Origin of the sequence: Cupriavidus phytohabitans, assembly GCF_017815025.1 — a bacterium.
In the GTDB taxonomy this organism is placed as follows: Bacteria; Pseudomonadota; Gammaproteobacteria; order Burkholderiales; family Burkholderiaceae; genus Cupriavidus.
Genome location: NZ_JAGIQB010000036.1, coordinates 63,174 through 77,365 on the forward strand (window position 1 = coordinate 63,174; position 14,192 = coordinate 77,365).

10 protein-coding genes are annotated in these 14,192 nt (G+C 63.0%); 2 read left to right on the forward strand and 8 right to left on the reverse strand.

Features of this window, described 5'->3' with window-relative positions:
- Nucleotides 1-43: 43 nt before the first annotated feature.
- From tssE to tssB, 8 genes are all read right to left on the reverse strand, one after another.
- Nucleotides 44-481 carry a type VI secretion system baseplate subunit TssE gene (gene tssE / locus J8I34_RS23095; RefSeq protein ID WP_209807090.1) on the reverse strand — a complete coding sequence of 146 codons (438 nt, stop codon included), beginning with the start codon at nucleotides 479-481 and terminating at the stop codon, nucleotides 44-46.
- Entirely contained in the window at nucleotides 478-3,183 is a 2,706-nt protein-coding gene (tssH, locus tag J8I34_RS23100; protein WP_209807091.1) for a type VI secretion system ATPase TssH, read from the reverse strand. Before tssH ends, tssE begins: the two co-directional genes overlap by 4 nt.
- A 106-nt stretch (nucleotides 3,184-3,289) precedes the next feature.
- Nucleotides 3,290-3,775 (reverse strand): Hcp family type VI secretion system effector, encoded by a 486-nt coding sequence (locus J8I34_RS23105; protein WP_209807092.1) that lies wholly within the window; start codon nucleotides 3,773-3,775, stop codon nucleotides 3,290-3,292.
- 15 nt (nucleotides 3,776-3,790) lie between these two features.
- Nucleotides 3,791-5,503 carry an OmpA family protein gene (locus J8I34_RS23110; RefSeq protein WP_029048420.1) on the reverse strand — a complete coding sequence of 571 codons (1,713 nt, stop codon included), beginning with the start codon at nucleotides 5,501-5,503 and terminating at the stop codon, nucleotides 3,791-3,793.
- Nucleotides 5,504-5,513: 10 nt separating this feature from the next.
- On the reverse strand, nucleotides 5,514-6,161 hold the full coding sequence (locus tag J8I34_RS23115; protein WP_029048421.1) for a DotU/TssL family secretion system protein: 648 nt from the start codon (nucleotides 6,159-6,161) through the stop codon (nucleotides 5,514-5,516).
- A complete protein-coding gene (gene tssK, locus J8I34_RS23120; RefSeq protein ID WP_209807093.1) occupies nucleotides 6,158-7,504 on the reverse strand; it encodes a type VI secretion system baseplate subunit TssK in 1,347 nt (448 codons plus the stop codon). Before tssK ends, J8I34_RS23115 begins: the two co-directional genes overlap by 4 nt.
- 119 nt (nucleotides 7,505-7,623) lie before the next feature.
- Nucleotides 7,624-9,171: a type VI secretion system contractile sheath large subunit gene (gene tssC, locus J8I34_RS23125; protein ID WP_029048423.1), complete on the reverse strand. Its 1,548-nt coding sequence runs from the start codon at nucleotides 9,169-9,171 to the stop codon at nucleotides 7,624-7,626.
- Between the two features lie 24 nt (nucleotides 9,172-9,195).
- Nucleotides 9,196-9,702, reverse strand: a complete 507-nt coding sequence (tssB, locus tag J8I34_RS23130) for a type VI secretion system contractile sheath small subunit (RefSeq protein WP_029048424.1) — start codon at nucleotides 9,700-9,702, stop codon at nucleotides 9,196-9,198.
- A gap of 299 nt (nucleotides 9,703-10,001) precedes the next feature.
- On the opposite strand from tssB, the gene J8I34_RS23135 reads away from it, so the two are divergent.
- Both J8I34_RS23135 and J8I34_RS23140 read left to right on the forward strand, forming a co-directional pair.
- Nucleotides 10,002-12,470 (forward strand): type VI secretion system Vgr family protein, encoded by a 2,469-nt coding sequence (locus tag J8I34_RS23135; protein WP_209807094.1) that lies wholly within the window; start codon nucleotides 10,002-10,004, stop codon nucleotides 12,468-12,470.
- 29 nt (nucleotides 12,471-12,499) lie between these two features.
- Entirely contained in the window at nucleotides 12,500-14,191 is a 1,692-nt protein-coding gene (locus tag J8I34_RS23140) for an alpha/beta hydrolase family protein (RefSeq protein ID WP_245176083.1), read from the forward strand.
- Nucleotide 14,192 lies beyond the last annotated feature (1 nt).

Genomic DNA, 14,192 nt, shown 5'->3' on the forward strand with positions numbered 1-14,192 from the left:
GGCCGGCACAACGACCCGACAACGCTTTAATCAGAGAGACAGGTTAATCGCTGTCGAGCGCGGCTTGGAGCAAGGTAAGGCGTGTCTTGCTGTCAGGAGTGAAGTGCGTGCCGAATCGCACCAGTCCGGTTTGATGCAGGTGACAGCTCATTGTGAAGCTGAGCAGCATGCCGGGCTCGGTCTCATCGATCTCGATGTCGATGGCTTTCAGGCGCGGCTCGTATTTCAGCAGCGTGGTTTCGATCTCACGCCTGAGTGTGTGCGCCGACGCAGGCAGGTGCCGGTAGATCCGGGACAAGTCGCCCAGTCCATAGTCGGGCAGGTGCGCCAGGCAACCGCGGCGGCTGTTGAGGATGCGCTGGATATTGTCCTGCACCGACAAGAAGGTCTGGGTGGTCGCGTCGAACTCGTCGACACCGACGCCGTTCGCGAAGTATCCGGTGATGGCCTCGAAGAGGCCCGGTCCGCCGCCCCGTGTCACGCGCCGGCTCCCGCTGTGACCTCATCGAACCCGACGTTGATACCGTCCGCTTCCGAGTATGAGAGCTTGATTGATTTCGAGGTCTGCCCGCTACCCATGCGCACCAGCAACTCGCGCGAGAGCACCGGCAGGATCTGTTGGTCCAGCAGGCTGACGATATTGCGTGCGCCGGAATCTGGCAGCAGACACGCACGCACCAGTTCGGCCACCAGGGCGTCGTCGTATTGCAGCGGCACGCCGAACCGGCGCTCGATACGCCGGGCCAGTTCTGCAAGCTTCATGCGCACGATCGTCGCCATGGCAACGGCTGCCAGCGGCCGGTACAAGATGGTCTGGAAGCGCGCCAGCAGCGCTGGCTGAAAGTGATCGACCAGCATCGGCCGGATGGCTTCCATCAGCATGCCGTTGGAGACTTCTCCGCCGGCTTCCGCGACCGTCTGCGCGGCGGCAAGAATCTGTTCGCTGCCGAGGTTGGACGTCATGAGGATGACCGTGTTGCGGAAATCGATCACTCGACCTTCGCCGTCGCGCATGAAGCCGCGATCAAACACCTGATAAAAGAGGTTAAGCACATCGCGGTGCGCCTTCTCGACCTCGTCCAGCAGTACCACGCTGTAGGGCCGCTGGCGCACCGCCTCGGTCAGGATGCCGCCCTCGCCATAGCCGACATAGCCCGGCGGCGAACCCTTCAGCTGGGAGACGGTGTGCGCCTCCCGGTATTCGGAGAGGTTGATGGTAATGAGCGATCGCTCGCCGCCGAACATGAGATCAGCCAACGCGCGTGCGGTTTCGGTCTTGCCCACCCCGGACGGGCCCACCAGCAGGAAGACCCCCAACGGCGCGTCTTCTGACTTGAGCCCCGCCTTGGCGGCGCGCAGACTCTTGCCAAGCGCGGCCAGCGCTTCGTCCTGGCCCACCACGACGCCACCCAGGCGGGCTTCCAGCTCCAGCAGCGTGGCGAGCTCATTGGACAGCAGGCTGTCGACCGGCACCCCGGTCCAGTCGGCAATGACATGCGCGATGACCATCTCATCGACTTCCGCGTGAATCATGGATGGCTTGCCTGGGTGCGTCAGCGACTGGTGTGCCGCGACGATCGATGGCTCCAGATCCCGTCGCGCGGATTCATTGGACACGGCTGTCCACTGCGCACGCAAGGTCATTAGCGCTTCGGCGCAGTGCCGTTGATCCGTGAACGTGCGCTCGAGTTGCTCCCGCTCGATTGTCAGCGCTGCCAGCCTCGCATCAATGGCAGCCAGCCTGTCGCGGTCACACGTACCGGTGGCCCCCCTATCCGCGAGCAGGGCATCGCGTTCGACATGCAGTGCGGCGCATTCGGCTTCGCAGGCGGAGATCGCGACAGGCGGCGCCTCCTGGCTCATCCGCACCCTGGCGGCGGCTGTATCGAGCAGGTCGACGGCCTTGTCCGGCAGTTGACGCCCTGTCAGGTAGCGGCGTGACAGCCGTACGGCCGCGGCGACGGCGGCATCGGTAATATGCACCCGGTGGTGCCCGGCATAGCGCTCCTTCAGTCCGCGCAGCATCAGGCAAGCGTTTTCGTCGTCGGGCTCGTCGACCTTGACCATCTGGAAGCGGCGCTCGAGCGCCGCGTCGCGCTCGAAATACTGCTTGTATTCCGACCATGTCGTTGCGGCAATGGTGCGCAGTTCGCCTCGTGCAAGCGCCGGCTTGAGCAGGTTGGCGGCGTCGGCGCCGCCGGCGCTGTTGCCCGCGCCGATCAGCGTGTGCGCCTCGTCGATGAAGAGCAGAATCTGCGTTGGCGCTTGCTGCACAGCCTCGATCACGTTCTTGAGGCGCTGCTCGAACTCGCCCTTGACGCCAGCACCGGCCTGCAGGAGCCCAAGGTCAAGCGTCAGCACACTCACATCCCGTATGACAGCCGGGACATCGCCTTGCGCGATCCGGAGGGCCAGCCCTTCGACCAGCGCCGTCTTGCCCACCCCGGGCTCGCCGACCAGGATCGGATTGTTCTTGCGGCGACGGGCCAGAATCTCGATCATCTGCCGGATCTCGATGTCGCGGCCGAACACGGGGTCGATCCTCCCGTCGCGCGCCTTCTGCGTGATGTCGGTGGTGAACCGCGCCAGCGCGGAGGTATCGGCCAGACCTGGCATGGCGCGCGTTGGTACGGTTGGCACTGCCACCGGCGGGGATGGAGAAGCGGGCGTCTGCTGATCCGCCGGTGCCGGTGATGCCGCGGGTACATCCGCCTCGATGGAAATCTTGTCCAGCTCCGGAATCAGCCGCTCGATCTGCGTTGCGGAAATGCTCAGCAGCGGCCACGCATACGGGGCCCGCAGCAGATTCGGTGTTTCGGCCAACGCGGCCAGCAGGTGCGCGGAGCGGATCGATTGCGCTCCGCTGGCAAGCGAAGCCTTGAGCCAGGCAGCTTCCAGCCATTGGCCAAGCCGCACCGACAATCCCGGCCTGCCGCGCAGGTCGTGGGGCAGACGCTCGACGGCCGCAAGCAGGCCGTTCCAGATCGCGTCGACATCCAGTTCATAGCGCCGCAGGATCGCCAGCAGGTCGCCTTCGCCCAATTCCAGCAACTTGATCAGCCAGTGTTCGACCTCGATGTCCCGGTGGGCGCGCGTTTCACAAAGGCTGGCGGCATCGGCCAGCGCATGGGCGCAGTGCTCATTCAGGCGGCGCAGGAACTGGGAATGGTCACGGGTGGTCATGGCGAGGAGCAGGGCTGCGGGACTAGAAAGAGAGAGTGAGCACGGCACCTGGTGTCAGGCACCGCACGCATTGGGGGGCCGGTGTCAGGCACCGGCCACGGGGCGCTTACGAGCGCTCGTTCCAGCTGTCAGCGTGGATGATGTTGCCGTCCTTGTACGACCAGGTGATCTTCTCGTAGCGCAGTTCGATGTCTTCGAGGTGGTTGTGCTTCTCGTAGGCCGGATTCTTGATGTCGAGCATCTTGGGCGTGACGCCAACCACCTTCACGTTTTCCAGCTTGGTGTTGAAGTACTCCTTCTCCTTGCCAGCGTCGTCGATCTTGTACCACTTGATCTCCACCGACTTCAGGGTCTGGCCGCTGGTGACGGCCTTGTACAGGTAGGGCGTCGAGGCGTCGGTTTCCTTGGAGAACATGATCGGCTTGTGCACACGGGTACCGGTCAGCTTGCCGGTGTTGGAGTCGGTCGGGATGTTGACGGCATGGTCGAAGGCGACGACTTCGACGCTGCCCTCGCGCCCGGAGACGGTGACTGAACCCTTGATATCGGCGCCACCATCGTCCTTGATCCACATGTATGCGGGAATTGCCATGTCTTCTTACTCCTTCTACTGGAATGAACAGGCCGGGTGGCCCGGGATTGCCTGACTGCCGCGGCGATCGTCGCGGCAGTCGGGAACAAGGGTGATTTCGACACGGCGGTTGACCGCGCGACCGGCATCCGTGTCGTTGGGCGCCTTGGGACGGGTGTCGCCATAGCCCTGGATCGCAAAATGAGTGAGCGGCAGGCCTGAGGCGTCAGCCAGCCAGTCGCGTACTGAGGCTGCACGGGACTCGGACAGTTTGACGTTGGCTTGCGGGCTGCCAACGGTATCCGTATGTCCGGCCACCAGCACGCGCTTGTCCGGGTGGGCCTTGATCATCTCCAGCGCGTCGACCAACACACGGTTGGAGCCGGGATTGAGCACCGCGCTGCCACTCTTGAATAGCGACAGGCTGTTCAGTTCGATGGTCGACGGCGGCGGTGCCGGCGGCTGGTAGGCAGCGATCAGGGCGTTGAGGGGAGGAAGCAGACCGGCTCCCCGATAGAAGCCCAGCCCGAGCCGCGGTGGCACGCCAGCGCGCTGGTGCTGCTCGAGTTCATCCCGATCGCGCTTGAGGGCCTGCAATGCATCGACACGCGCGGCGTCATGCTCCGCGCCGATGGCGCGATAGCGAGCCATGTCGTTGATGACGCGTGCGACCAGCGCACGGTTCTGCCAGGCCGAAGCGGCTGCGGCCGCACAGAAGGCCAGAGCCAGCCAGGCAAAGGCATGCGCCAGCGCGCGCGGCAAGGCGCGCCGCACCGGCTGCCGCGCAAGGCCACGGATCAGGGGATCCGGCAAGGGGTAGGACACCCTCCTCCTCTCCTGCAAGGCTGCCGCCAATCCGGTGAGTTGCGTCACGAAACCGGCATAGAGCGAATTGGAAGCCGGGACGCCATTCACGGCCGTCACGCCGAACGCCGCCACGTGGACCGGAGGGCCGCTTCTCCCCGGGTCCAGCCCCTCCTCCCGCAATGCCGGCAGCAAGGCGCCAGACGCCCATCTGGCAAGCGCATCGAGTCGGGCGGCGCGCCGCATGCGCGCGGGGCGGTCAGCCGGCACGGCAACCCGGGGATACTGCGCGAGGCGATCGGCCAGCTGGTCGCACAGCGCTTCGCCCAGTTGCACACTTGCGCCAGAGACGCCAAACCACGGGCACTCGTCGGGCGGTCCCCCGGCTTCTTCCACGTAGACCGCAATGCAGACCGGCAGCGGATAGCCAACGGCACGGCTGGCCTCGCCGATGGCCGTGCGCCAATACCTGAGTCCGGTACTGAGCGTAGCGGAATCGCATGCCTGATCCGCGCCAACCAGGCACGCGATGGCGTCGGGCCCTTGGCCCTCGCGCCAGCGCTTGATTTCATCGGCCACGTAGGCCAGCCTGGTCGGCTCGTCTACGCGCACCCAGATCGCGCTGTCGGAGATTCGGACCAGTCGCTCGCCAAACACAAGTGCTGGTGTACCCTCGCCCACGGCGAGCACCAGCCGGGTATTGCGGCGAATATCTCCCGGCAGCGCATCCAGCGACGCGTGGATGGCCTCCAGGACGGCGCGCGAAGCCCGGCAGCGGGCATGCACACGTCGCGTCGCCACAATGCTGGCTGCAAGTGCCAGCACGATGACGATCCCTGCCAGCAGCAGGTTCCAGGCCCTCGTCCACGGAGAGCTGAGGGCCAGCCAGGCGAGCGCGAGCGCCGCGACCCAGCCGAAAAGCGTGCGATACGGATAGCCGGTCACGAATACCCTTTCAGCCACCGAGCTGGGCGATCGACGCGGCCAGCCACCGGCCCAGCGCAAAGTAGATCAGAGCCGCACCGACCAGGGTGGTGCCCACCCAGGCCAGTGGCGACAGTCCTCGCCATCCGCGTGGCTGCCCGCTGGTGACGATCACCGGCCCCGTGCTCTTGTGCACGCCGCCCCGCTCCAGGCGCTCGTCAATGGCGCGCATCAGCGCCTCGCGCGCGCCGGTGCCTTCCAGCGCGAACCTGCCTTGGAAGCCAAGCCCCAACACGGCGTAGAAGACGGCCAGCAGGGGCAACACCGGCTGGGGCTCGGCCAGACGGCGCTCGATGCGAGCAATCAGTTCCTCGCCGGCGTTATGGCTCTGGAACTCCTTGACCTGCAAGGGCTCGCGTTCCCAGGCGTCGCGATCCTCCTCCGGCAGGCAGCGCAGGGCGACCTCGTCCAGCAATGCACATTGCGCGTAGGCCGCATCCTCGACCACGGCCGGCGCATGCCCGGCCGCGCGGAACTCTTCGCGCAGGCGGTTCAAATGCTCAAGGCACTTGTCCCGGAACTTGCCAAAGGTCTCAGTCCTGGCTTCGCCAGCGAGTTCCGTGACGGTCAGAGCCGTGTCGCGCAGGGCGAGCGGCAAAATGGTAGTAAGCGTGGTCATGCCGGCAATACCGCAAAGAGTTCAAGCGATACGTCCGGCACGGAGGCCGGGACGTAGAACTGGCAAGCGCGCGCGGCCAGCATGCGCTGGAAGGCCGGATGCGCACTGTCCAGCGCAAAGTACTGGTTCTCGATCCGCACGGGAATCGCCGCGGGCAGGCGCGACATGGTGTGCAAGGGAATGCCCGGCAGCGCCGAGTTGACGATCTGTTCGACCTCGTCCGGTGCCCCTGCCTTGCACAGGCGCGGCAACTGTTCGAGCAGCGCATGGGCGGGAAGGGCCGTCTGGACGGACAGGTAGTACTCGGCGCCTTCCACCAGCCGCTCGTCGAGGATCTTGCCGACCCAGACCGTGGGCCGTACGCGCTCCAGCGCTACAGGCACGACACGCGACGGGATCACCGTGTCGAGCAGCGTTCGGATGAGCGACTCCAGTTCCGCGAACACGGGCTCGGGCGCACGGTGGTCGTACGGGGGAATGGCCTGAAGCGTCTCGGTGGTCGAAAAGGTCAGGAGCGCCCCAGCCAGGCGGGCGAGCACATCGTAGAGCCGTTCGGGGTGCTGCCGCGGCGCGGCGCACAGCCGCGCCAGTTCCGGCCAGCTACTGTTCACGCTGTGCAACAACCAGAAGAGCGCCACATCCGCTACGGCGAAGTCGGCGATCTGGTCCGAACGCTCCCGTCGACGCACGGCCAGGCTCGCGCTCTTGGCGGCAAGGATTTCCGAGAGCCGCTTCATGCGTTCGGTGAGCCGCCCGCTTGCCGACAGGAACAGGCACGGCGGCACGAACGCCGGGTCAACCTCGAAGCGCCCCTGCGGCGTGCGGACCAGCCGGCCGATCGGGCAGGTCACATAGTCGCCGTGCTCTTCGAAGTCGAAAAGCAACACCAGCGCGTGCCGCTCGACGCTGATCTCTTCCCTGCCCTCGCCATGCAGGTCCGCCACGGAAAGGTACTCGCGCACGAAGCGCCGCGGCCGGGCGGGCCGTGCGCCGTCCTCGATGCAGTTGCCGCCCTGGGCGTCTACCAGCGGCAAGCCGATCAGCACGACCGCGGCATCGACACCGCCTGGCACATCGGCCAGATCGCGAGCGGCCGGCGTGCGGTCCGCCGTATCCGTGTCGATGATCGTCCCGTCGGGCAAGCGGACAGTCAAGGCGCTGACGGCCAGGCGGTCGATCGACAGCGCCTGCGGGTCGAGCGCGACACGCACAGCGCCCCACGGCTCCGGGCACGCGATGCGCGCGACCAGTTCGTCAGCATGGCGTTCCCACAGGGCTTGCTGCTGGAAATGCTGCGGGGTCATGAAAATACCCTGTGCCCACAGCGGTCTTGTTATCTTCATGGTGATCGAGAGCCGCGCAGTATGGGCGCGTCATCGTTGCTGAGACGAGAATTCACATCGCATGGAGGTTCTCCCTCCATGCGGCAATCCAGCGGTGCTGGCGGCCTGGTTCCGTTCGCTCAGTTCTTTGCCTTTGGCATCTGCGACACCAGCGACAGATTGATGTCCATGCCCTCGATCTGGAAGTGCGGCACGATAAAGAGCTTGACGCGGAAAAAGCCCGGGTTGTCCTCGATATCCTCGACCGTCACCTTGGCCTCGCGCAGCGGGTGGGAAGCCTGCAGCTCGTCGCCCGGATCGGTCATTTCGGTCACCAGCGTCTTGACCCAGGTGTTCAGCTCGAGCTCCAGCAGGCGCCTGTCCTTGGTGGTGCCGATGTTCTCGCGCTGGATCAGCTTCAGGTAGTGGGCGATGCGCGACAGCAGGAAGATGTACGGCAGGCGTGCATTGACGCGGCTGTTGGCTGTGGCCTCGCTGGTGTCATAGAGCGCCGGCTTCTGGGCCGAGTGAGCCGAGAAGAAGCAGGCGAAATCATGGTTCTTGTAGTACGACAGCGGGATGAAGCCCAGATTGGCGAACTCAAATTCGCGCGTTTCGGGGATCAGCACCTCGGTCGGAATCTTTGCCTGGTTGCCCGTGCCCAGGTCATAGAGGTGGATCGGCAGGTCCTCTACCAGGCCACCAGCCTGCGGCCCACGGATCTGCACGCACCAGCCGTTCTTGATAAAGCTTTGCACCATGTTCGCGGCAAAGGCGAAAGAGGCGTTGGCCCACAGATAGCGGTTGTGGTCGGGACCCTTGACGGCCTCGGTGTAATTGAAGGCGCGGACCGGCACCGTTTCGGGCCCATAGGGCAAGCGTGCGAGGAAGCGCGGCAGCGTCAGGCCGATATAACGGGCATCGTCCGAATCGCGGAAGCTTTTCCACTTCAGATACTCGGCGCGATCGAAGTAGTTGCCAATGTCGCGGATGCTGGCGACTTCCTCCATCGAGTCCTTGCCGAAGAACTTCGGCGACACAGAGGCGATGAACGGCATGTGGGCCGCCGCCGACACCTTCGAGATATTGCGCAGCAGGGCAATATCCTGGGCGCTGCGGTCGAAGGCGTAATTGGAGACGATGGAACCGATCGGCTCGCCGCCTGGAGTGTCGTATTCCTGGATATAGGTATGCAGGTACAGACCGCTCTGGATCACTTCCGGCGTGTCCTCGAAATCCTGGCGCAGCGCCTCCTTGGAGACATCCAGCACCTCGATCTTGACGTTCTTGCGGAAGTCCGTGCGGTCGACCAGGAACTTCAGCCCGCGCCAGGCCGACTCGATCTGCTGGAACGTTTCGTGGTGCATGATCGCATCGAGCTGGCGGCTGATCTGCGCATCCAGATGGGCGATATGGAAATCCAGCAGGCTCTTGTCGAGCCGGTCCACCTGCTGCGATGAATCCTGAATCATCTTCAGAAACACATTCATCGCCTGGGCGACACGCTCATCCAGCGACGAATCGGAGAGCGCGTCGGCGCTCTGGAAAGATTCCACCGGACGTGCGTTCCTGACCGGGGTCAGGTTGATCTTCTCGCACAGGGATTCGTAGACGCTCTTGCCGGTTGCGTCCAGCACAACGGTCTCCGCCTCACTGTGAGTGCGTGCCACGATGTCTTGCTTGGTCATGGGATTCAATCCTCTGGAAACTCGTTACTGGGCAGACGGGGTGTTTTCGCCAATCTTCTGCAGATCGGCGCGCAAGCGCTCCGAGAGCGACGGATCCCTGAGGATCTTTTCCAGTTCGCGGCGGAACATCGCGTTATCGAGCAGGTTCGACTTGAGGTCGCGCAGCAGGTTGCGGGCGGCCATCAAGGCCCGCAACTCGGGTACGCGGCCTGCCACCACTTCCGGCTTGAAGTCGTCCATGGACTTGAAGTCCAGGTCGACCGGCAACTCCGAGCCGTCACCTGCCAAGGTGTTCTCGACGGCAATCCGGGCCTTCGGATTGAAGTCGGCAAGGACCGAGTTGAAGTTGTTCTTGCTGATCGACACCTTCTCGCGCTCGGCAAGGGCGCGCGTGTCCTGACCATTGCTGTAGTCACCCATTACCAGCAGCTTGAGCGGAAGCTCAACCTTCTTCTGCGCGCCGCCGGTATGCAGATCCAGCTTGATGTTGACCCGTGCCTTGGGCACTTCGTTCTGAAAGCTCTCAGCCATTGTTCAATTTCCTTTTATATCCGCCTTAAACAATCCTTAGGTCATGCCAACACCTGTGTTCTGCAGTTCGGTAACGGAGACCTGCCGGTATATCTATCAGCACTGCCTTGTGCGCGTCTTTAGGAGAAATCTGATTTTTATGAATTAGTTCAAATTCGTTGCAAACACGACGAATTGGGTGTTTCCGCCCTAGTTAAGACGGCGTAACGTGCGGCGCGCAGGGATGTTGGATGTGGGCCTCGCTCTTATGCCGTGGCCTATGCAGAGAGTTCGATCACGCTGAGAACGGAGCAAAGTCAATGGCTGGTGTGGTGAATGAACTGAAGGCAATCGGTGGCGCGCTGGCCAGAAACATGGCCGGGCGGCAGTCATACTTCCTGGAAGTGCCCACCGCAGCGAGCGCTGCCGGGCTGTCGGTTGTGTCGTTCGAGGCCACGGAATGCCTGGGCGAACCCTACGTGGTGACCGTGCAGTTGACGCATCCCTTGGAACTGGATCGCGCCGACTATCTTGGGCGCGACGCGGCGTTCGTGATCGATCCCGCCGACGGCGGCGAGCCTCGCCGGTTTGCCGGCTGCATTACCCGCTTCTCCAAGACCAAACAGACCCGCGACTTCTGCGCCTATGAAATAGTCGTGGAGCCTCTTGTCGCGCGCTTGCGCCTCACCCATGCCAGCCGCGTCTACCAGCACAAGACCGCGCCGCAGATCATCGAGGCCATCCTGCGCCGGCATGACCTGAAGGGGCACCAGTTCGCCTTCAAGACGCGCCGCCAGTACCCGCAGCACAAGTTCCGCCTCCAGTACCAGATGTCCGACTGGGACTACATCCGCCTGCTGATGGAGCAGGAAGGTTTGTACAGCTACTTCGTGCCAGGCAAGTTCGGTGAAACCTGGGTGGTGGCGGACGATATCGACCACTACCTCTACCAGCCGGAACTTCGGCCGCCGTATCAGGAGACGGCCGGGCTGGAATCGGGGGTCGAGGCCGTCTTCGCCATCAAGACCATTGCGAAGACGGTAGCCGGGTCCGTTCTGGCCGCGGACCGCAACCCGGCGCAGGCCTATGAGCGCTTCAAGGCAGAAGCGAACATCGCACGCAAGGACCGGACGACCTACGGCCAGGCGTATGTCTACGGCACGCACCATCTGGACCAGGACAGCGCCAGGTGGGAGGCCCAACTACGCCATGAGGCGGCGATTGCCGGGCAAGTCGTCTACGAAGGCGAGAGCAACGTACTGGCGCTGCGCCCGGCGCGCATCCTGCGCCTGGACCTGGCCTTGCCCGATGCGCCCAACGGCCAGGTCATCACCGAGGTCACGCACAGCGGCGCGCGCGATGCGGCCTACCGTAACGCCTACAAGGCGATCCCCTCGGATCGGCGCTTTCGCCTGCCGCTGGATGAAGAGAACTGGCCGCGCATCGCCGGCACGCTCAGTGCCCGGGTCACCTCGCCGAGCCGTTACAAGTATGCCTACCTGACGCAGGACGGGCATTACGCCGTTCGCTTCGACCTCGACTTCGACGATTGGCCCTCCGGGGGCGAGAGCGTGCCGCTGCGCCTGGCCAAGCCGTTCGCGGGCGGCCTGCAGACCGGCTTCCACTTCCCACTGCTCGATGGCACCGAGGTGGCGATTGCCTTCACCGACGGCAATCCGAACAAGCCGTATATCGCGCACGCCCACCACAACAGCCAGCAAACCGACCATATCACCAGCCAGGACCGCTGGATCTCGCGGAACGTGATCCGCACGCAGGCAAACAACAAGCTGCGCATGGAGGACTGGGAGGGGCAGGAAGGTATCAAGCTGTCCACCGACTACGGCGGCAAGACCCAGCTTAACCTGGGTTACCTCGTCGATAGCAAGAAGCAGAAGCGTGGTGAGGGGTTCGAGTTGCGCACGTCCGGCCATGGCGCGATGCGTGGCGGCAAGGGCATCCTCATTTCGGCGGATGATCAGCCGAATGCCAGCGGCCAGCAACTCGACATGCAGGCCGCGCAAAGCCTGTTGGAGCAAGCGCTCCAGCAAAGCGAATCGATGGCTTCGGCCGCCAAGGCGGCGCAAGCGATCGCAGCGGACTACGACAGGCAGCGGACGCTGCTTAACGATACCCTGATCGGGCTCAAGAAGGCTGGGATACTCGTCAGCGCCCCTGCCGGCATGGCACTCGCATCCGGCTCCGACCTGCAAATGAGCGCGGCGGAGAACCTGATCGCCACGTCTCATGGGCATGCCGATTTCAGCGTGCTTAAACGATTTACGGTCGCGGCAGGCGATCTGGTATCCATGTTCGCCCAGAAACTCGGCATCAAGCTCTTTGCCGCAAGAGGCCCGGTCGACATTCAGGCCCAGAGCGATGAAATGCGGTTGCTGGCTGACAAGAACATGACAATCAGCAGTGCAAACGGGCGCGTTGTCATCGAGGCCAAGGATGAGCTGCTGTTCAAGTGCGGTGGTTCATATCTTCGCATGTCGTCGACGGGTATCGAGGACGGGACCCGCGGTGATCGAACGATCAAGTCCGCGTCATTCGCACGCCAGGGCTCAAGTTCCCTGGCACAAGAGATGAACACATGGAAGCATGCGAACTTCAATGACGCCTACGTGATACGCAATCCTTCAACCGGAGAGCCGCTTCCCCATGCACGTGTCGAAATCCTGCGGGGAGATGGCACCCGGCTCAAGATGACTACGGATTCGGCAGGAAAGATTCCGCCGCAGAAGAGTCTGTTTGTCGAGCCCTTCACGATCAGGCTGCTGGATTAACGCGAAACACCTCACTTCCAAACCATGCCATGGCCGAAACCAGCCGCGTTCTCTACCACAGCGTCGTCGAAAAGGACGGAGATCAATATGTCCAGACGGTTCTCACACCGACGGAGGATCAGCGCGAGAAGATTGTTCTGGCGAAGCCCTACGTGATTCCTGTTCTGTTTCTACCCGGCATCATGGGAACCAATCTCCGGAAGAAAGAAGGGAAGGATATCGCGTGGCAACCGCCCAACTTAGACCTGCGGGGAGCGGCAGACCTCATTTGCCAGCTGTTTAGCTACGTATTCAAGAATACGAAAGACCGAGCTGCCGACCTGGTGACGAGCACGGTCGAAGTCGATCCAAGCGGACCCATCGATGCGGGTAAGAGCGGCTTACCGAAGAATGTGCTGGTCGCCCGCGGTTGGGGCGCATTGATGCGTTCCTCTTACCATCCCTTCATGGGCAAGTTGCAACATTCCCTGAACTCGCTGGCCGAGTATGACTTCGAAATTTGCAAGGCCAACCTGAAGAACTGGGCAGAGGAGTTTGGGGAGGATGCGCCCACTAAATGGGGAGCCGAAGCTGGCGAGGCGCTGACCCGCGAGGAGATCCTCCACGCCGCCAACTATCAGTTCGACGTCTGGGCGGGCGGCTACAACTGGCTGGAGAGCAACCGGGACTCCGGCGCGGCCATCAAGGACCTGATCGAGAAAACGATCCTGCCCTACTACAACGAGGGCAAGTCGGTGATCGTCAAGGATACGCCTGATGGCGAAGGCAACGATCAATGCAGCATCCGGCGCAGGAAGCCGCTTCGTGCGATGGCGGAGAAGGTAATTGTGATCACCCACTCCATGGGCGGGATGGTCAGTCGGGCACTAACCGAGATTCATCAGTGCGACAAGGTGATGGGTGTCTCGCATGGCGTCCAGCCGGCCACGGGTGCGCCGGCCACCTATAAACGCATGCGCGCGGGCTTCGAAGGCATGGCACAGCTGGTCCTCGGGCGCAATGCTGCGGATGTGGTCGCCATTCTCTCGCAGGCGCCGGGCGGACTGGAGTTGTTGCCAACGGCTGACTACAACGATGGGAAACCTTGGTTGCGGGTGCGTGACAAGAGGAGCTGCGTGGAAATAATGGACGCCCTGCCTCGCAACAATGATCCTTACAGCGAAATCTATCTCTCGCCCGAGTGGTATGGCTTGGTGCCGGATGCAAATCTAAGGCTGACGAATCCTGGGAAAAATGCCTCGGATACACCTTCAACTGACGATGATTTATCAAGCCGCAAGACGCCACGTGGTGCACTGAAAGTGGTGATCGATAGCGTTCGTAAGTTTCACACCAGTATTGAGGGCCAATATAAAACCCCAACGTACGCCCACTATGGTGCGCAAGGATTGCGCGATCCTGAAGGACCCGCAGGCGGGCTGTTGGGGACAGGGCTGTTGGCGGATAAGGACCGGAACTCTTGGGGCGAGGTCGTCTGGGAAGGACGGGGAATTGGATCGATCAGCCCAGGCAAGCTTGACATAGTTGCCGATGATGGCAACGGGACACTGCGGACATCGGGTGGGATTCACCTGACGATCGGCGACCCCGATTGCCCGGGTGACGGCACGGTACCCAGCTACTCCGGTGCGGCGCCAGGTAAAGCCATGCGGTTATACACATCTTTGACCCACCGAAGCGATCCTGGCGCCCCGGAAAAGTGTTTACATTCAATGACTTGAA